Here is a 17,557-nt window from a genome sequence, read left to right on the forward strand (position 1 = left end):
ACCAGCGGCGACACTGGATGCAAGGGGAGATACGCACCATGGAGAACAACACCGGCGAGCCAGTCAGGCGCGCACCGAGACACGCAGCACCGATGATCGACGGTGACGAACCGACGGGCGACGCTCCCCTCAAAGACGCTCCTCTCGAAGAAGCCCCGGTCGAAGACGCTCCCCTTACCGACGCGTCCCCAGGCGCATCCCCCGTCGACGCCCCCATCGATCCCGAAGACGCCGTCGTGCTCAGCCGCCTCGAGCGCAACGACGACTCCCCCGCGCGGGTACGCAACTGGAAGCGCGACCTGCTCGACCTCACCCTGCGCAATCCGCTGCTCAACATGCCGCGCACCCAGAAGGTGCTCGACCTCGTCGTGCCGCCGGGCCTGCTCCCCTCGATCGACGACGCCGTGCACGCGGGCCGCAAGCTGCGCCTCTCGAGCGGCCTCGACGCATCCGGCCGCAAGCGGGTCGACGGCATCGACTCGCACACGCCGCTCGCGCACGACGAGCTGAGCGCCGTCTTCCGCACCTCGCGCACGCTCTTCTCCCAGGTCGACGATGAGAAGCACCGCAAGCAGCTGCGGGCCATGAAGCGCGAGGCCGAATCCCTCGAGCAGGAGACGGGCAGCAATTACCTGTACCTCACGCTCGGCACGCTGATTCACACACGACCGGATGGGCGCGAGGCGCGCGCTCCCCTGTTCCTCATGCCGGTCCGGCTCACCGGCGGCCTGTCGTTCACCCCCTACTTCCTCGCCGCCGAGGGCGACGATCTGGCCACTCCCAACCTGTGTCTGCTGCAGTGGTTCGAGACCACGCAGGGGCTCGACCTCTCCGAGCTGCGCGAACCTGCCATCGACGACTCGGGAATCGCGATCGAGGCGGTCTTCGACGGAATCCGCCGCCAGCTCGCGGAAGCCGAGCTGCCCTACCGACTCGAGGAGTCGGTGAGCCTCGCCATCCTGCGGTTCTCGACCTTTCAGATCTGGAAGGATCTCGAGCGCAATTGGCGCTCTCTGCTCTCGAACCCCGTGGTCAGGCACCTGGTCGAACGACCCGGCGAGACCTTCGTCGAGCCGGCCGGCAACGCCCGGCCCGAGATCGATGAGGCCGCTCTGAGACTGCCGATCGCGGCCGACGGCTCGCAGATGGCCGCCGTCGTGCGCGCCACGAGCGGCCAGTCGTTCGTTCTCGAAGGCCCTCCGGGCACCGGCAAGTCGCAGACCATCACGAACCTCATCGCGCACGCGCTCACCGAGGGCAAGACGGTGCTGTTCGTCGCCGAGAAGCAGGCCGCCCTCGAGGTCGTGAAGAGGCGCCTCGACGCGATCGGCCTCGGTACGTTCAGCCTCGAACTGCACGGTGCGAAGCAGTCGATGAACACGATCCGCGAGCAGCTGCGCGAGTCGTTGCGCCTGCGGGTGCCGACCGATCCGCACGCGTGGGCGCTGGCCGACACACGGTTGCGTTCGGCGATCGCCGAGCTCGACCGGCATCCGGCGCGCGTGCATTCGCCCAACGCCCTCGGCTACACGGTCTGGTCGGCATACGACGCACTGGCGACGCTCGGCGAAGGGCCCACGGCGGCCGTGCCCGCGAACTGGCTCACGACGACCCCCGACGAGAGCCCCACGATTCTCACCCGCGACTTCCGCGACGCCGCGCAGCGCTTCGGGCTGCGCCCGGGCCACCCATGGCTCATCGCCGGGGCGACCGATCCGGCCCAGCTGCAGGTTGCTCCGGTCACCGACTCTCTGCGTGATCTCGCAGCCGTTCGCCCCCGTCTCGATGAACTCTCGTCCGAGGCTCGCCTCGCCCTCGGAGACCTTCGCCCGGCGACCGAGCTGCCCGTCGCATCCCGCCTGCTCGAGGCCCGGTCGCGCGGCCTGCTGCCGGCCACCGACGCGCTCGCGACCATCGACCGATCGAGCTGGCGCGAGGCATCCGATGCCCTGCGCGCCGGGCTCGTCGACTACCTCGAGCGTCACGCCACGGTGCTCGCGAATGCGTCTGCCGCGGCGATCGAGGCGCCCAAGCTCGACGAGTGGGCCGAGCGGTCTGGCACTCTCGACGCCGCCTGGTTCGTGCCCGAGCTGCGTCGCCGCTCGATCCGCGCGGGTCTGCGGCCACTGCTGCGCGCCGGGTTCGAGCCGAGCGGCAAGGCGGTCACGCCGCTGCTCGTCGGGCTTCAGGCCGCACGATCGGATGCGCAGGAGCTCCAGCGCCAGGCGGCCGCTCTGGCGGGACTCGTCCTCCCGACCGGCTGGCAGCCCTACGCGCCCGACGCGAAGAACGTGCTCGACACGGCTGTGCGCACCTCACTCGGATCGGTCTGGCTGGCGAAGCGCACTCCGCGCGCCTGGGGCTGGATCTCGAACGCGCGCGACGCCGGCGAGGCCGACGCCGCGGTGCGCGACGGCGCGATCGTTCGCGACATCGACGCCAGCTGGAACCGCTGGCTCGCCGCCGTCGGGGCCACCGGTCTGACGGTTCGGCAGTGGGCTCACGGCCGCGACTGGGTCTCTGCCTGGGCCACCGACGAGGTCGCCTGGCTCATCGACGTGCGCGCCACCGGACTGCTGCAGCTTCAGCGCTTCGCTGAGACGCGGCGCCAGCTCGAGCACCTGCGCGAACTGGGTCTCGCAGGCTTCAGCACACAGTTGGCGACGGGCCAGATCGAGGCGGCCGACGCATCCGAGGCCCTTCTGCGGGGGCTCGCCACGGCGTCGCTCGACGAGCGACTGGCGGCGACCCAGCTCGACAGCTTCGATGGCGACGCCCAGGACCGAAGCGTCTCGGCGTACCGAGACCAGGGTGCCCTGGTGCGAGAGCAGCTGCGCAGCGAGCTCGCCTCCGAGCTGCTCGCCGCCCGACCCTTCGACGCCGATGAGTTGCGCGGCGAGGTGGCAGAGCTCGCTCGCCAGATCGAGCGCAAGCGCGGTGGCCTCGCTTTCCGCGAGGTGGCTCGCCGCTACCCGCGAGCGCTCACTTCGATCGTGCCGGTGTTCCTCATGAGCCCCGGCTCGGTGGCGCACTTCCTCGATCCCGACAGCATCGAGTTCGACCTGGTGATCTTCGATGAGGCCTCGCAGATCAGGGTTCCGCAGGCCATCGGCGCGATGGGCCGCGGCAAGGCCGTGATCGTGGTCGGCGACTCGAAGCAGATGCCGCCCACGCGCATCATGCAGGTGGATGCGACGGGTCCCGGCACACCCGCCCCCGACCGCGATCAGCCGTTGGTCGTCGAAGACCTCGAGTCGATCCTCACCGAGTCGGTGGAGTCGGGGCTGCCGCAGCTCTGGCTGAACTGGCACTACCGCAGTCAAGACGAGAGCCTCATCGCGTTCTCGAACGCCGCGTACTACGGCAACAAGCTCGTGAGCCTCCCGTCGCCCAGCAGTGCGGGTGCGAAGGCGACCCCGGCCGGCTCGACCGCCACCGGTCTCAGCTGGCGCCGCGTCGACGGCGTCTTCGACCGCGGACGCACGCGCACGAACGAGGTCGAGGCGCAGGCCATCGTCGACGAGATCGTCTCGCGCCTGCGCGCCCCCGCCACGATGCGCGAATCGATCGGGGTGGTCTGCTTCAACGTGCAGCAGCGCGACCTGATTCTCGACAAGCTCGAAGACAGCACCGACCCGGTCATCCAGAAGGCGCTGCTCGCGGCCCCGGGATCGGAGCTCTTCGTGAAGAACCTCGAGAACGTGCAGGGCGACGAGCGCGACACGATCCTGTTCTCGTTGGACTTCTCGAAAGACCCCGACACGGGCACGCTGCCTCTGAACTTCGGGCCGCTCAATCTGCCCGGAGGCGAGCGCCGGCTCAACGTGGCCGTGACGCGCGCCAAGCGGCAGGTCGTGCTGTTCAGCTCGTTCGACGCGGCCGACATCCAACTCACCCGCTCGCGCGCTCAGGGCATCGCCGACCTCAAGGCGTATCTGACCTTCGCCGCGACCCGCAGTGTCGGCGCGCTTCCCGGCGGAGGTCGGGGCGGAGCACAGGATGCGGTGACCGGCAACCACGGGCGATTCGTCGACGAGATCGCCACCGCCCTCCGCGATCGCGGCCTCGAGGTCGAGACCGGCCTCGGGCTGTCGTCGTTCACCGTCGATCTCGCCGTGCGCCGACCAGGCAACACGTCGTGGGCTGTCGCCGTGATGGTCGACGGGCCCGGTTGGGCCTCGCGGGCAACGGTCAGCGACCGCGACGGCGCGCCGAACCTGCTCGTCGACGTGATGTCGTGGCCGGCCGTGATCCGGGCCTGGTTGCCCGCGTGGATCCGTGACCGGAGCGCCCTCATCGCTCGCATCGTCGTCGCTGTCGACCACCCCGCCAGTGCGCGACTGCCCGACGCGGATGCGGCCCAGGCCGTGCGCGACGCCGGCAAGGCGGCCGATCGGGCTGCTGCAGACGCTGCGGCCGAGAAGGCGTTCCCGACCGCCGTGTCGACGTCGACGCTCGCGCGCGAGCTGCCCGTGTTCGAGGCCGCAGACGACAGCGCGATCCATCCGCAGTCCGCGCTCGACAACATCGACTCCGAGCCTGTCATCCGGTCGATGGCGGCAGACATCCTCGAGGCCGAGGGGCCGATCCCGCTCGACCGCCTGATCGGCACGATCGCCCACCGCTTCGACTACACCCGGGTCGGCGATGCGAAGCGCGCCCTGTTGCAGCAGATCGTGCGCAAGGAGTTCGCGGTCGCCCCCGATGACTTCGTGTGGCCGGAGAGCCTCGACTCGTCGAGTTGGCGGGGTGCACGTCGCACCTCGTCGAGCGCTGTTCGACCCGTCACCGACGTGAGCCCGCAGGAGATCGCGAACGCGATCGAACTTCTGCTCGCCGAATCGCTGTCCATCGACTCCGACGAGCTGCTGCGCGAGACCGCCTCGGTGCTGGGCTACTCGAGACTCACGGAGCAGACGCGCACGTGGATCGAACGCGGGCTCGCGCTGGCTCTCTCCGAGAACCGAGTGCGGCGCGAGGGCACGAGGCTCGTTCGGGCGCAGTAGCCGTCGCTAGTTCAGTCGCGGCGTGCGCGTGCGCACTTCGCGCAACACGAAGCCCGCGATGACGACGAGTGCTCCCGTCACGACCGCGGGCAGCGGCAGCGTGATCACGAGCACCGCGCAGCCGAGCGCCCCCAGCACGCTCACCGCACGCGGATATCGCCGAAACGCCCGGGCCTGCCGAAACGCGGCCAGGTTCGCGACGAAGTAGTACAGCAGCACACCGAACGACGAGAACCCGATCACTCCGCGCAGATCCGCGACGAGCACCAGCACCACGACCACGGCACCCACCACGAGCTCCGCGCGATAGGGCGTCTTGTAACGCGCATGCACCGCGCTGAACCAACGCGGCAGATCTCCCTCGCGCGCCATCGCGAAGGCCGTGCGGCCGAGCCCGGCGATGAGCGCCAGCAGCGCGCCGAGCGAGGCGAGAGCGGCCCCGATTCGCACCAACGGCGCGGCCCACGCCCATCCATTGGTCGTCACGACGTCGACGAGCGGGTTGTCGGTGGCCGCAAGACCGGATGCGCCGAGCGCCCCGAGCGCGGTCACGCCGACCGCGGCGTAGACCACCACCACGACCGCGAAGGCGATGCCGATAGCCCGAGGAATGTTCTTGGCCGGGTCGCGCACCTCTTCTCCGAGGGTGGCGATGCGCGCGTACCCCGCGAAGGCGAAGAACAGCAGCCCAGCCGACTGCAGAACGGCGAGTGGACCGCCGATCGCGCTTTCCACCTCGGCGTGCGCAGGAACTGTGCCCGAAAGCCTCCATTCCCCGCCCCCGCCGAACCACGATTGGAGGGATTCGGGCACAATCGCCCAGCTTCCGCCGATCACTCCGGATGCGATGACCACCGCGAGCAGGGCCAGCACCGGAATCACGATCACCTTCGTGAGCAGCGCGGTGCGGGTGATGCCGAAGAGGTTCACCGTGACGAGCACGACGACCACGGCGACCGCGACCGGTCGAGCCCACTCGGAGGGGACGGCGTAGGCCGCGAACACCATGGCCATGGCGGCCGAGCTGGCGGTCTTGCCGATGAGAAAGCTCCAGCCGGCGGCGAAGCCCCAACGCGGTCCGAGCTCCTCGCGGCCGTAGACGTAGCTTCCCCCGGCCGACGGATACTGCGCCGCCAACTGCGCTGACGACGACGCGTTGCAGAACGCGACGATCGCCGCCACGACCAGACCCACGAGCATCCCGGCCCCGGCGATCTGCGCTGCAGGCTGGAATGCGGCGAAGACTCCCGCGCCGATCATCGACCCGAGACCGATGAAGACGGCGTCGCCCAGACCGAGGCGCCGTTCGAGGCGGGATGACATCACGCGCGAACGCTAGGGCACCGAGGTGAACACCAGGTGTCGCAGCGACGAGATGACACTTCGGGCGAGTGCAATCGTCACCTCAGCGGTGCCGGCGCACCCGAATCGTCACCTCAGCCCCGCGCAGCCGCAGCAGGCCGGCGGCAGCTACAGCAGTCCGTCGGTGAGCGCGCTCGGGTTGCCGAAGCGGTGGTTCGTGATGCTCACCGCCTGCTCGCGCACGAAGGGAAGCAGCTCGATGCGGCCGGCGCGGGTGACCTCACCGGCGTACACCGCGACATCCGGTTCGTCGCCCAGCGCGTCGGCGAGCTGCGTGGCCGAGCCCCCGATGAGCCGGATGCGCGGGGTCGAGACCCCTTCCGCGGCGACTCGCGCGAGCCACGCCTCGTCGGTCTCGATGGTGACGCGCACGGCCCACTCCTTGAGCAGGGCGCGCATCGGCCGTGGAAGCTTGTGCGCCGACGAGAGGGTGACCTTCGAGCGCGCGAGCGTGGCCGCCGAGAGCACGCGGAGCAGCTCGTGCCGCTCGCCGTCTTCCGACAAGCGCACCGTGACCGGAACCGGGCGGTAGCGCAGCACATTGCGCTCCACTCCGAGACCCGAGCGGTCGACGGGAGCGAACGAGTCCGACCAGGCGACCGCGTCGCTCTTTGCTCCACGGCGGGCGATGTCGAAGTGGTTCCAGTCGAGGCCCGCCTGTGCGGAGTCGAGCAGCGCGCCGACGCGTCCGTCGAGCCCCGCGTTGCTGAGGCCCTGACTCGGCGTGCCCTCTTCGGTCATCCATGAGCCCAGGTGCACCAGATAGTTCGGCCCCCCGGCCTTGGCGCCAGCACCCACCGCCGAACGCTTCCATCCGCCGAAGGGCTGCCGCTGCACGATCGCGCCGGTGATGCCTCGGTTCACATAGAGGTTGCCGGCCTCGACGGTGGCCAGCCACTGCTCGATCTCGGCCGCGTCGAGGGAGTGCAGCCCCGCTGTCAGCCCGTAGTCCGTGCCGTTCTGGAACTCGACGGCCTGCTCCAGCGTCGACGCATGCATGATGCCGAGAACGGGGCCGAAGTACTCCGTGGTGTGGAACGCGGAGCCCGGCAGCACGCCCTCGCGCACGCCCGGGGTCCAGAGTCGCCCGTCGGAACTGCGCCGCACGGGTTCGACCAGCCACTTCTCACCGCCGCCGAGAGCGCTCAAGGCCTCGAGCAGCTTTCCGTCGGCGGGCTCGATCAGCGGACCCATCTCGGTGAGCGGGTCGGATGCGTAGCCGACCCGCAGCGACGACACCGCATCCACGAGCTGTCGGTGAAAGCGCTCGGACCGAGCCACGGAACCGACGAGGATCACGAGCGACGCGGCCGAGCACTTCTGGCCCGCGTGACCGAAGGCGCTCTTCACGATGTCGGCAACCGCGAGGTCGAGGTCGGCGGCCGGGGTGACGACGATGGCGTTCTTGCCGCTCGTCTCCGCGAGGAGGGAGAGATCGCGGCGCCACGAGCGGAAGAGCTTCGCGGTCTCGTAGGCACCGGTGAGGATGACCCGGTCGACGCTCTCGTGGGCGATCAGCTGTCGAGACAGGTCGCCCTCGTCGATGTCGACAAGCGCGAGGAGCTCGCGTGGGATGCCGGACTCCCACAGGGACTCGACGAGCACTGCGGCCGAGCGTCGCGCCTGCGGCGCGGGCTTGATGATCACGCCGCTCCCGGCCGCCAGCGCAGAGAGCACCGAGCCGGCGGGGATCGCGACGGGGAAGTTCCAGGGCGGCGTCACGACCGTGAGCGCCGACGGCACGAACACGGCACCGTCGACGCGGTCGAGCTCCTCGGCGCGGGCCGCGTAGTAGTTGGCGAAGTCGATCGCCTCGCTCACCTCGGGGTCGCCCTCGGCGATGGTCTTGCCGGTCTCCGTGGCCATGACCTCGATGAGTCGGTCGCGGTTGCCCTCCAGCGCCAGCGCTGCACGCCGCAGAACGGCCGCTCGCTCGACTCCGGTCTGCATGCCCCAGCGGGCTCCCGCATCGCGCACCGACTGGATGATGTCATCCAGAACGGCGGAGTCGGTGACCCTGGCCACCTCGATCGTCTCGATACCGATGCGGTTGCTCGGCCCGACGAGGCTCAGGATGCGCCGACCCCAGCTGCGATTCGCAGCCAGCGACGGGTCGGTGTCTGCCGTGTTCTCGAACCCGGTGGCGCGCACCAGTTCAGAGAGATCACCGCGATCCTGGGTGCGGCGGCGGCTCGGCACGTCGTCGCCCAGGGAATCGACCGAGGTCAAGAACCGGTTCTTCTCGTGTTCGAAGGCCGTGTCGCTCGCTGCGAGGTCGAAGACGCTCGACATGAAGTTCTCGTCGCTCGCATTCTCTTCGAGGCGGCGCACGAGGTAGCTGATCGCGACATCGAACTCTTTGGGATGCACGACGGGCGTGTACAGCAGCAGCTGGCCGACCTCGCGGCGAACCGCATCAGCCTGGGCCGTCGCCATGCCGAGCAGCATCTCGAAGTCGATGCTCTCGGTCACACCACGGTTCTTGGCCAGCAGCCAGGCGAGCGCGATGTCGAACAGGTTGTGACCGGCGACCCCGATGCGCACGGCATCGGTGCGCTCGGGCGTCAACGCCCACTCGAGCACGCGCTTGTAGTTCGTGTCTGTCTCGCGCTTGGTGTCGTAGGTTGCGAGCGGCCACCCGTGGATGGCCGCATCGACGTGTTCCATGGCGAGATTGGCGCCCTTGACGACGCGCACCTTGATGGGGGCCCCGCCACGCGAACGACGCGCGGCCGCCCAGCTCTGCAGGCGCTGCATCGCGCCCAGCGCATCCGGCAGATAGGCCTGCAGCACAATGCCGCCCGTGTAGCCGAGCAGTTCTTCGCGGTCGAGAATTCGCATGAACACCGCGAGGGTCAGGTCGAGGTCGCGGTACTCCTCCATGTCGAGGTTGATGAACTTGTTCTGAGGCAACGCGATCCGGTACAGCGGCAGCAGGGTCTCGGCCACGCGCTCGACGGTCTCGTCGAACGCCCACATAGAGAGGTCGCTCGCGACAGCCGACACCTTGACCGAGACGTAGTCGACGTCGGGTCGGGCCAGCAGCTTCTCGGTTCCCTCGAGGCGACGCCGTGCCTCGGCCGAGCCGAGGACGGCCTCTCCGAGCAGATTGAGGTTGAGCCGCGATCCGTCGGAGCGCAGTTTCGCGATGGCCGGCCCGAGCTTTGCCGGAGTCGCGTCGACCACGAGGTGTCCGACCATCTGCCGCAGGACCTTGCGAGCGGCCGGCACGACGACGCCGGGAACGACCTCGCCGAAGACTCCGCCGGCGACGACGGCGCTGCGCAGGTACCACGGCAGAAAGGCGGGCACCCGACTCCCCAGAGCCTGCAGGTTCTTGGCGGCGACCGCAGTGTCTTCGGGCCGGGCGACGCCGTCGACGAAGCCCACGGTGAATGCGAGGCCGTCGGGGTCTTCGAGCACCCCGGCGAGACGCTCGGCCGACGGGTCGGGAGCCACGTCTTTCGACTCGTCGAGCCAGCGACGCACGAGCGCCACGGCCTGCGCCGCAAGATCGGCGGGCGTAAGGCTCGGATCGGCCTCGAAGTCGGGCGAGTTCGGGTTCGCAGAGGTCACTCTTCGAGGATATGACGTGCGTGCCCACAACGGCCGGAGGCGGAGCGCAGCCCGCAACTATGCTCACCGCCCGAGCGCCGCAGCTCCGACCTGGCAAACCGACTCACCGGGTCAGTGCGACCGGTGATCCTGGATCGTCATTCGCGCGCCATGCCGGGGCTTGGCGAAGCCGCTGGCCAGAATGAGGCGCACGATGCGTTGTCGGTGTCCGCGCCACGGTTCGAGCAACTCGAGCATGCCGTCGTCGTCGACGGGTGAGCCGGTCAGCGCATAGCCGACGTGAGCGGCGAGGTGATAGTCGCCCACGCTGACCGCGTCGGCATCACCGTGGGTGCGCTGCGTCGTCTCCGCGGCCGTCCACCGGCCGATACCCGGCAGTGTCTGCAGCCGTTTCGCGGCCGTCTCCGCATCCACCGTCGCCGCCCGCTCGAGGGCGGTGGCGATCTGGCACGCCGACACCACCGTGCGGCTGCGACGAGGGTCGACACCGGCACGATGCCACTGCCACGACGGAACCCCGCGCCAGATGTCGGCGTGCGGTGCGACGTGCATGCCAGCGGGGGCCGGACCCGGCGCGACGTCTCCGTGGATTCGGATGAGCTTGTACCAGGCCCGGTGCGCCTCGAGCGTGGTGACCTTCTGCTCAATGATCGCGGGTACGAGGGCCTCCATCATGAGTCCCGAGCGGCTGAGCCGCATGCCCGGGTTGCGCCGCCGCACCTCCGCGAGCGCCGGATGGGTGTGCAGTGACAGCTCGGACCAGTCGTCGTCTGCGCCGAGAAGGGCGGGAACCCGTTCGATCACCCAGTGCGCGCCGCCGCCCCAGGCGAATGCCTCGATGCCGTGCCTGCGTTGACGCAGAAGCAGAGTCGCAGGGCCGATGGGCGTTCGCACGGTGCGCCAGAACCCCTCGCCAGTCGCCCGACAGGTCGGGTCACCCGTGCCCCTACTGTGCACGCCCATGGTGCGCGCTACGTCGACCTCGTGCGTCGGCGCGTAGACCGTCTGCACAGGCGCGGTGGCGACGACATCGGATGCCGTGGGGGCCGCTTCGAGAGTCATGGTGACGGCAGGCTAACCCGAGGCTCAGACAATCGCCGCATCGACGCGTGAAGGCGTTTCGTCACAAGCCGTTCACTGCGGCGTCACCGGCGCCTGTCACTGTGACCCCATGCAGACGTCAACGGCGACCCTCACCGCGCTCGATTCCCCGTACGCCCTGTCGATCTTCACCGACCGATTGGCTCGGTACCGGCGCATGCCCGTGGATGCGCACGGCTTCATCGTGTCGATTCCGGATGCGGGACGCGTGCTGGTTCGGCAGGAGGGTCGGTCGCTCACACTGAACGTCGTCGCGCCCGATGAGGCCGGGCTGGCCGCATCGATGGCTGCCGTGGTCGCTGAACTCGAGCAGGGGTTCGGCCGCGCCGACTTCAGGCGCAGCATCTCCATCCGCTGGCAGCGTCGCGACCTGGTGCCGGCAGCGCTGCGCTGATCGGCTCTACGCCGAGTCAGTCGTCGAGTTCGTCTTCGAGCTGCTCAACGGTGAGGTGTTCGCCCGGCGTCGGACGACGGAACGGAATGTCCTCTGCGGACTCGTGTTCCTGGAGCGTGCCTTCGTCGTCGACGGCGCCGTTTCCCGGCAACGTGTCCGGGCCGTCCACCGGACCGTCGTGCAGGTCGAGATCCTCGTCTCGGGCTGCGGGGTGGCGTTCGATCTGCGGTTCGAGTGGCTCTGACATCGACATGCCTGCAAGCGTGCTCCGCAGAGGTTAACTGCGGGGGTCGCATCCGCCCTGAGCCGTTCATTCCGATTTAACCGATGCGGCGTACCGTCGCCCGCGATCGCCGATCGAACCGCCTCTCATCACCGCAGTGCCCGATCTGAAGGGACGACACACGTGGATGTGCTCATCACCGTTCTGCTCGTCGTGAACATCGCCCTCGTGTTCGATTTCACGAACGGGTTCCACGACACGGCCAACGCCATGGCGACCTCCGTGGCCACGGGCGCCCTCAAGCCGAAGGTCGCGGTCACCATCTCGGCCGTGCTCAACCTGGTCGGCGCCTTCCTCTCGACCGAGGTCGCGAAGACGATCTCGCAGGGCATCATCAAGGAGGGTGACGGCGGCGTGCAGATCACGCCCACGATGATCTTCGCCGGGCTCGTCGGCGCCGTGCTCTGGAACCTCGGCACCTGGTACCTCGGCCTCCCTTCCAGCTCCACGCACGCCCTCTTCGGCGGGCTCATCGGCGCCGCGATCATCGGTGCTGGCTTCGGCTCCGTCGACTTCGCCGTGGTTCTGTCGAAGGTCGTGCTGCCCGCTCTCTTCTCGCCCCTCGTCGCGGGTCTCGTGGCGCTGGTCGCCACCTACGCCGCCTACATGATCACGAAGCAGGCCCGATCCCGCGGCGCAGACGCCGGATTCCGCCACGGTCAGACGATCTCCGCCTCGCTCGTCTCGCTCGCCCACGGCACGAACGACGCGCAGAAGACGATGGGGGTCATCACCCTCACGCTCATCGCCGCCGGTTACCAGGGAGCCGGAACGGGCCCGCAATTCTGGGTCGTGGCATCCTGCGGTCTGGCCATCGCATTGGGCACCTACCTCGGTGGATGGCGCATCATGCGCACGGTCGGCAAGCGCATCACCGACGTGCAGCCCGCTCAGGGTTTCGCAGCGGAGACCAGCTCGGCCGCCACCATCCTGATCTCGTCGCACCTCGGCTTCGCCCTCTCGACCACGCAGGTCACGTCGGGCGCCGTCGTCGGTTCCGGGCTCGGAAAGAGGCTCGCGACGGTGCACTGGGGCGTCGTCGGCCGCATTGCCATGGCCTGGCTCTTCACCCTTCCGGCGGCGGCGCTCGTGGGCGGCCTCGCCGCGTGGATCGCCAGCACGAGCACGGTCGGACTCATCATCGTCGCTGTCCTCGCACTGGCCGGGGGCCTGGGGTTCGTGTTCCTCGCCCGCCGCCACCCCGTGACCCATGACAACGTGAACGACATCGACGAAGAAGATCCCGCCTCGCGTGAAGCCACACCTGCCACCACCGGAAAGGCCTGACCCATGACATCGGACAAGTTCCTCGGAGTCGACTGGGCCGCCTTCGGCATCGTGTTCGCCGTGGCTTTCGCCGCAGCCGTCGTCATCGTCTCGTTCTACGCTCTCGGGCTGCGCCTGCTCGCCGTCGGATCGACAGACGATACCGGAGCCGACGGCTCGATCGTGTCGACGGCCCGAGGTTCCCGCCCCCTCGGCGCGACGGTCGGGGCATTCGCCTGCCTGGCCGTGTGCGTGGCTGCTGTGCTCTACGGGCTGTACCTGATCATTCCGCAGTTCCACTGACGCGTTCGGTCTCACCCATAATGAATGCGTGGATCCCGACGCGCGTTGCCCCTGCGGCTCCGGCCTGAGCTACGGCGAGTGCTGCGGACCGCTGCACAGCGGGGCCGCGAGCGCACCGACGGCCGAGAGACTGATGCGGTCACGCTTCTCGGCCTTCGCGGTGGGCGACCCTGCCTACCTGCTGCGGTCGTGGCATCCGGATACCCGACCCGCGTCGATCGAGATCGACTCCGACACCCGCTGGCTGTGGCTCGAGATCGTGCGCACGGAGCGCGGCTCGGAGCGCGACCGCGACGGAGTCGTGGAATTCCGCGCGAAGTACCGGGTGGATGCGCCGGAGGGCCGGACCTCGGGCGTGCAGCACGAGGTCAGCACGTTCACCCGTGTGGCGGGCGAGTGGGTCTACGTCGACGGCGAGGCTTGACACTCGACTGCTCGCTCGGCGCTGCGCTGCGCTGCGCACACATGACTGTGCCCGAATACCTCCAATTGTTCGCGTACGGGTATCGCGAATGGAGGTATTCGGGCACGAAAGCTCGCTCGGCGCTTTGACCTACTTGGTGATCTTCTTCACGGCCTTCTTGGCCGCCTTCTGCGTCTTCTTCTGCGCGCGTGCGCGGGCCTTCTTCACGGCGGGATCGTTCCAGAAGGCCTTCGCCGTCTCGCTGATCTCGGCGTAGCGGCCGTGTCCGGCCTTGGCTCCGACGACGTACGCGGTCGTTCCGACGGCGATGACGACGAGCCACACAATGGGTTTCGGCATGTGCTTCTTCTCTCTCTAGACGTTTCTACTGAAGGCGGGTCGTCTTGCCGACCCGGGCTCGGAATCCGCCGCTGACCTGGATCAGCGCGGGCAGTTCGCGCCCCAGCAGCCCATCGAGTGCGAGCAGTTTCGACTCGACGATGGCTGCGGCGTCTTTCGGCGACACTCCACGGCGGCAGGTGATCGACACCTTGAGCACGGGCGTGCGACGCACCGCGTAGGTCGAGACGTGCGACGCGACGAACTCGGAGTGGCCGTCGAGCGCATCCTGCAGGGCCTGCTCGGCCACAGAGGACTCGACGATCGTGGTTCCGTGTTCTCCGCTGGAGTCGGTGACGGCCCGTGACGTGTGTCCGTGCCCGTGACGGGCGATGAACACGATGAGAACGACGATCGCGATGACGAGCAGCGCGACGACGGCGATGAGGATCCAGCTGACCTCGAGGCCAGCGAGTCGCGTCTGCTCCAGCAGCGACCCGGTCTGGTCGGTGACCTGCGCGCCGGTGTCCTTCCAGACATCCCGGATGCCGGGCACGAGTACAGCGGCGGCAGCCGCGCTACCCACGGCGAACAGTACGAGGCCGCAGACGAAGATCAGAAGCCTGTTTGCGAAACGATTGGTGCTGGTCATGCTCCGACCTTGCCTTTCTCAGCGATGCGCACTCGAGCGCGAACCGTGGGTCGCAGCCCGTAGGAGTCGAGCTGCTCGGACACGGCGCGGGTCACGGCCTCGCGATCCGCGGGGATGCCCGATGCCGGCGTGAGGTCGACGACGCCATTGCGGTGAGACACCGACACGGTCGCGTTGTCGGGGTCGACGTTGCCTGCGTACGACGCGTGGCGGGCGAGGGCGGATGCGATCACCTCGTTGTCGACGACGGTCACCGACCGCTCGGTGTCGAGCAGGTGCCGAGCGCGGCGACCCGGAGAGAGCGACATGACGATCAGGACGAGCCCGACCACCGCCGCGACGATTCCGGCGATCGCCACGAGCGCCGCGGGTTGCTCCGCGAGGCCGACGGCCGACGCGAACATGTCGGATGGCGCGACGAGCAGCGCGGGCAGCCCGAGCAACGCGATCACGACCTCGGTTCCCACCCAGGCGAAGACCACGATCAGGATGATCGCGAGGACGATGGCGAGCATCGACCGCGAGGAGTGGGTCTCGCGCCGCCCGATGCGGGCGTAGAGAGCCTTCGTGCTGGAGCTCATTTCACTCTCTCTTCTGGCTGGATGGAGACGCCGGAGACCTTCACGATCACCTGCGCGATCTGCGAGCCGGTGAGGGTCGTCACCCGCTCCCGGATGTCGCCCTGGGCGCGCGCGGCGCGGTCGAGAATCGTTCCACCGGAGCGGTTCACGACCGAGCTGTCGGACTGGATCCGGTCGAGCGATACGACTCGGATGGGGGTCGTCACCGTCAGGGCGAGGAGTCCGTCGCGGTCGGCGAGGTCGACCCCCACGTGGTTCGAGTCGACTCCGAGCGCGTCTGCCGTGACGGCCGACACGACGCGGTTCAGAGCTTTCGACGTGATGCGGGTGCGACCGCGCTGTGCCGCGCCGGCCGGAGTCGTCGCGGCGGCACTCATGAGGAGGATCGCTTTCCGCGGAACGCGTCTACGAGGCCCGACACGTCGAGCTTGCCGTCGACGATGCGGCCGATGAGGGCTCCGATGGACATGGCCACGGCCACGAAGAAGAACGCCCAGAAGCCGAAGGCGACACCGGTGAGCGCCAGGACCGCGCCGATCAGGATGCCCGTGCGGGTTGCCGAGGCGGTCACTGGACTCGCGCCTCAGCCTCGTCGGAGTTGTCGTCCGAAGGAAGGTGCACGTCGTTCACGGTCACGTTGACCTCGGTGACCTCCATGCCCACGATCGATTCGACCGCCTTGATGACGTTGGCGCGAACACCGTCCGAGACATCCTGCAGCGGCGCCGGGTACTCGGCGACGATGGTCACGTCGACGGCGACCTGCGTCTCGCCGACCTCGACGCTGATGCCCTGGCTCTGGTCCGCACCGGCAACGGCCTCGCGGATGGCACCGAAGGCGCGGGCGGCTCCGCCACCGAGGGCGAACACGCCACGCGATTCGCGAGCTGCTATGCCGGCGACCTTCGCGACGACGGAGTCGTTGATGGTGGTCTTGCCGAGGCTGGTCGATGAGGTCGAGACGCCTGCGGGAGCGACAGAGGCGGGGGTGGCGGGAGTGGTGCTGGCCATGATGATCTCCTTCGGGTTGTGATGCCCGGATCCTTCCGGGGCTTCGTTGTGCTTCATGGATAGGTCGTCGGTAGCGACGGATTCGTCACGCGAATCGTGAAAACTTTTTTTCGGGCCGCTTTTCTCAGGGCAGCAACTGCTGCAGGCGGCCGACCCATTCGACGACGGTCGGGATCGTCTCGCCCGCCTGGTTCGCCACGGCGATGGCGCTGGCGGCCAAGGGGTAGATGGATACGATGACGGCCGCGATGACAGCGGCGACGGAGCAGATCCAGGCGAGCGCACCCCGACGGATCCGCAGAATCAGCGCCAGGAATCCGGCTGCCAGCGCGTAGCCGCCGACGACGGTCGCGATCATGCCGCCGACCGGGAAGTCGACGAGGGGAGCTGCGGCCGCCGCGGAGGTGACGAGCCCGATGACGGGGACGAGCACGACCGCCGCGACGATGACAGTGACGATCACGCCCGTGCCGAGGGCGAACCAAACGCTGCGCGGGCGGTGTCTCATCGCTCGAGCTCGGCTGGTTCTGCCACGACCTCGAGCCCGTTGGGCGAGTTCGCCGTGCGCATCAGCGCATCGATCCAGGCCCGGTTGAGCGAAGGATGCCGCTTACCGGAGAAGCTGAAGAAGAGAGGGATCGCGGGGTGCAGCCACATCATGTGGTGGCCGCGATCGTTCTCCCATGAGAGGGCGAAGCTCTCGCCTCGTCGGAGTTTCGCGAGGATGACCACGCGAATGTGGTTGAGCGGCCGATCGTCGAGGACCATCTCAGCGCCCGAGTTGCCGTAGATGAGCTTGCCCATCAGCGGTGGGCCTGGGAGTGGATGAGTGTATTCACGTTCTGTGTCTGTGGCCTTTCACGTGTGGAATCGAAGTGCGAGGGGATGCCGCGGGGCGGGCCGACCCCGGCCTCGTGGGCCGGGGTCGGCGGGGAGTGCTTAGTGCTTGAACGCGTCTTTCACGTTCTCGCCGGCCTTCTTCGCGTCGGCCTTGGCCTGATCGGCCTTGCCCTCGGCGACCTTGCTGTCGTCGTTGGTGAGGTTTCCGAGCGCCTCTTTGGCCTTGCCCTTGAGGTCTTCGGCGGCGTTCTGGATCTTGTCTGCTGCGCTCATGATTCGTTCCTGTCTTTCTGTGTTCGCTCGAGCATCGTCCGGAGCATCGAAATGATGCTGACGACCGATGTCAAGACTTCGGCGAAGAAATCCGCGTGTGGGACTCTTACCGGTAAGACGCATGCCGACGGCGATTCGTCACGCCAGATCGTGCCGAAATGCTGAGA

The 17,557-nt window shown here is 68.5% G+C and carries 18 protein-coding genes; 5 read left to right on the forward strand and 13 right to left on the reverse strand.

The genetic code is table 11. The features are described from left to right. Positions 1–92: 92 nt before the first annotated feature. On the forward strand, positions 93–5,006 hold the full coding sequence (locus ASE64_RS05455; RefSeq protein WP_055776864.1) for a DUF3320 domain-containing protein: 4,914 nt from the start codon (positions 93–95) through the stop codon (positions 5,004–5,006). A 6-nt stretch (positions 5,007–5,012) separates the two neighbouring features. Here ASE64_RS05455 and ASE64_RS05460 read toward each other — a convergent pair whose 3' ends face one another. The 3 genes from ASE64_RS05460 to ASE64_RS05470 all read right to left on the reverse strand — a co-directional run bounded on the left by ASE64_RS05460 (position 5,013) and on the right by ASE64_RS05470 (position 11,006). Beyond that, complete coding sequence (locus ASE64_RS05460; RefSeq protein WP_055776868.1) at positions 5,013–6,329, reverse strand: APC family permease; 1,317 nt, start codon at positions 6,327–6,329, stop codon at positions 5,013–5,015. A 147-nt stretch (positions 6,330–6,476) separates the two neighbouring features. Next, positions 6,477–9,944 (reverse strand): proline dehydrogenase family protein, encoded by a 3,468-nt coding sequence (locus ASE64_RS05465; protein ID WP_055776871.1) that lies wholly within the window; start codon positions 9,942–9,944, stop codon positions 6,477–6,479. A 111-nt stretch (positions 9,945–10,055) separates the two neighbouring features. Next, a complete protein-coding gene (locus ASE64_RS05470; RefSeq protein ID WP_055776874.1) occupies positions 10,056–11,006 on the reverse strand; it encodes a DNA-3-methyladenine glycosylase family protein in 951 nt (316 codons plus the stop codon). A 109-nt stretch (positions 11,007–11,115) separates the two neighbouring features. On the opposite strand from ASE64_RS05470, the gene ASE64_RS05475 reads away from it, so the two are divergent. Further along, a complete protein-coding gene (locus ASE64_RS05475; protein WP_055776877.1) occupies positions 11,116–11,439 on the forward strand; it encodes a hypothetical protein in 324 nt (107 codons plus the stop codon). 16 nt (positions 11,440–11,455) lie between these two features. Here ASE64_RS05475 and ASE64_RS05480 read toward each other — a convergent pair whose 3' ends face one another. Further along, on the reverse strand, positions 11,456–11,686 hold the full coding sequence (locus tag ASE64_RS05480; RefSeq protein WP_156351652.1) for a hypothetical protein: 231 nt from the start codon (positions 11,684–11,686) through the stop codon (positions 11,456–11,458). 159 nt (positions 11,687–11,845) lie between these two features. Here ASE64_RS05480 and ASE64_RS05485 point away from each other — a divergent pair, with 159 nt between their 5' ends. The 3 genes from ASE64_RS05485 to ASE64_RS05495 are packed head-to-tail and all read left to right on the forward strand — an operon-like array spanning position 11,846 to position 13,715. Beyond that, the gene (locus ASE64_RS05485) at positions 11,846–13,009 is read left to right on the forward strand and encodes an inorganic phosphate transporter (RefSeq protein WP_055776883.1); all 1,164 of its coding nucleotides are present in this window, start codon (positions 11,846–11,848) and stop codon (positions 13,007–13,009) included. A 3-nt stretch (positions 13,010–13,012) separates the two neighbouring features. Continuing rightward, the gene (locus ASE64_RS05490) at positions 13,013–13,291 is read left to right on the forward strand and encodes a hypothetical protein (protein ID WP_055776886.1); all 279 of its coding nucleotides are present in this window, start codon (positions 13,013–13,015) and stop codon (positions 13,289–13,291) included. Positions 13,292–13,319: 28 nt separating this feature from the next. Then, the gene (locus ASE64_RS05495; RefSeq protein ID WP_055776889.1) at positions 13,320–13,715 is read left to right on the forward strand and encodes a YchJ family protein; all 396 of its coding nucleotides are present in this window, start codon (positions 13,320–13,322) and stop codon (positions 13,713–13,715) included. 129 nt (positions 13,716–13,844) lie between these two features. Here ASE64_RS05495 and ASE64_RS05500 read toward each other — a convergent pair whose 3' ends face one another. From ASE64_RS05500 to ASE64_RS17100, 9 genes are all read right to left on the reverse strand, one after another. Then, a complete protein-coding gene (locus ASE64_RS05500; protein WP_055776892.1) occupies positions 13,845–14,054 on the reverse strand; it encodes a hypothetical protein in 210 nt (69 codons plus the stop codon). Positions 14,055–14,079: 25 nt separating this feature from the next. Then, complete coding sequence (locus tag ASE64_RS05505; protein WP_055776895.1) at positions 14,080–14,685, reverse strand: hypothetical protein; 606 nt, start codon at positions 14,683–14,685, stop codon at positions 14,080–14,082. Continuing rightward, positions 14,682–15,266: a DUF6286 domain-containing protein gene (locus ASE64_RS05510; protein ID WP_055776899.1), complete on the reverse strand. Its 585-nt coding sequence runs from the start codon at positions 15,264–15,266 to the stop codon at positions 14,682–14,684. The genes ASE64_RS05505 and ASE64_RS05510 overlap by 4 nt, the downstream gene beginning before the upstream one ends. Further along, positions 15,263–15,643 carry a hypothetical protein gene (locus ASE64_RS05515; RefSeq protein ID WP_055776902.1) on the reverse strand — a complete coding sequence of 127 codons (381 nt, stop codon included), beginning with the start codon at positions 15,641–15,643 and terminating at the stop codon, positions 15,263–15,265. The genes ASE64_RS05510 and ASE64_RS05515 overlap by 4 nt, the downstream gene beginning before the upstream one ends. Then, entirely contained in the window at positions 15,640–15,837 is a 198-nt protein-coding gene (locus ASE64_RS05520; RefSeq protein WP_055776905.1) for a DUF2273 domain-containing protein, read from the reverse strand. The genes ASE64_RS05515 and ASE64_RS05520 overlap by 4 nt, the downstream gene beginning before the upstream one ends. Beyond that, complete coding sequence (locus ASE64_RS05525) at positions 15,834–16,277, reverse strand: Asp23/Gls24 family envelope stress response protein (protein WP_055777545.1); 444 nt, start codon at positions 16,275–16,277, stop codon at positions 15,834–15,836. Before ASE64_RS05525 ends, ASE64_RS05520 begins: the two co-directional genes overlap by 4 nt. A gap of 124 nt (positions 16,278–16,401) precedes the next feature. After that, on the reverse strand, positions 16,402–16,785 hold the full coding sequence (locus tag ASE64_RS05530; RefSeq protein ID WP_055776907.1) for a hypothetical protein: 384 nt from the start codon (positions 16,783–16,785) through the stop codon (positions 16,402–16,404). Then, a complete protein-coding gene (locus ASE64_RS05535; RefSeq protein ID WP_055776911.1) occupies positions 16,782–17,081 on the reverse strand; it encodes a DUF7882 family protein in 300 nt (99 codons plus the stop codon). Before ASE64_RS05535 ends, ASE64_RS05530 begins: the two co-directional genes overlap by 4 nt. Positions 17,082–17,216: 135 nt before the next feature. Continuing rightward, the gene (locus tag ASE64_RS17100; protein ID WP_082465913.1) at positions 17,217–17,390 is read right to left on the reverse strand and encodes a CsbD family protein; all 174 of its coding nucleotides are present in this window, start codon (positions 17,388–17,390) and stop codon (positions 17,217–17,219) included. Positions 17,391–17,557: the final 167 nt, after the last annotated feature.

Origin of the sequence: Agreia sp. Leaf210 (assembly GCF_001421485.1) — a bacterium.
Taxonomy (GTDB): Bacteria; Actinomycetota; Actinomycetes; order Actinomycetales; family Microbacteriaceae; genus Agreia.

Bases quoted from the DNA above. Each gene is read 5' to 3' on its own strand.
- ASE64_RS05505 (WP_055776895.1), bottom strand. From the start codon at position 14,685: ATGACCAGCACCAATCGTTTCGCAAACAGGCTTCTGATCTTCGTCTGC.
- ASE64_RS05480 (WP_156351652.1), bottom strand. From the start codon at position 11,686: ATGTCAGAGCCACTCGAACCGCAGATCGAACGCCACCCCGCAGCCCGA.
- ASE64_RS05530 (WP_055776907.1), bottom strand. From the start codon at position 16,785: ATGAGACACCGCCCGCGCAGCGTTTGGTTCGCCCTCGGCACGGGCGTG.
- ASE64_RS05510 (WP_055776899.1), bottom strand. From the start codon at position 15,266: ATGAGCTCCAGCACGAAGGCTCTCTACGCCCGCATCGGGCGGCGCGAG.
- ASE64_RS05500 (WP_055776892.1), bottom strand. From the start codon at position 14,054: ATGCCGAAACCCATTGTGTGGCTCGTCGTCATCGCCGTCGGAACGACC.
- ASE64_RS05490 (WP_055776886.1), top strand. From the start codon at position 13,013: ATGACATCGGACAAGTTCCTCGGAGTCGACTGGGCCGCCTTCGGCATC.
- ASE64_RS05460 (WP_055776868.1), bottom strand. From the start codon at position 6,329: ATGTCATCCCGCCTCGAACGGCGCCTCGGTCTGGGCGACGCCGTCTTC.
- ASE64_RS05475 (WP_055776877.1), top strand. From the start codon at position 11,116: ATGCAGACGTCAACGGCGACCCTCACCGCGCTCGATTCCCCGTACGCC.
- ASE64_RS05535 (WP_055776911.1), bottom strand. From the start codon at position 17,081: ATGGGCAAGCTCATCTACGGCAACTCGGGCGCTGAGATGGTCCTCGAC.
- ASE64_RS05455 (WP_055776864.1), top strand. From the start codon at position 93: ATGATCGACGGTGACGAACCGACGGGCGACGCTCCCCTCAAAGACGCT.
- ASE64_RS05515 (WP_055776902.1), bottom strand. From the start codon at position 15,643: ATGAGTGCCGCCGCGACGACTCCGGCCGGCGCGGCACAGCGCGGTCGC.
- ASE64_RS05470 (WP_055776874.1), bottom strand. From the start codon at position 11,006: ATGACTCTCGAAGCGGCCCCCACGGCATCCGATGTCGTCGCCACCGCG.
- ASE64_RS17100 (WP_082465913.1), bottom strand. From the start codon at position 17,390: ATGAGCGCAGCAGACAAGATCCAGAACGCCGCCGAAGACCTCAAGGGC.
- ASE64_RS05525 (WP_055777545.1), bottom strand. From the start codon at position 16,277: ATGGCCAGCACCACTCCCGCCACCCCCGCCTCTGTCGCTCCCGCAGGC.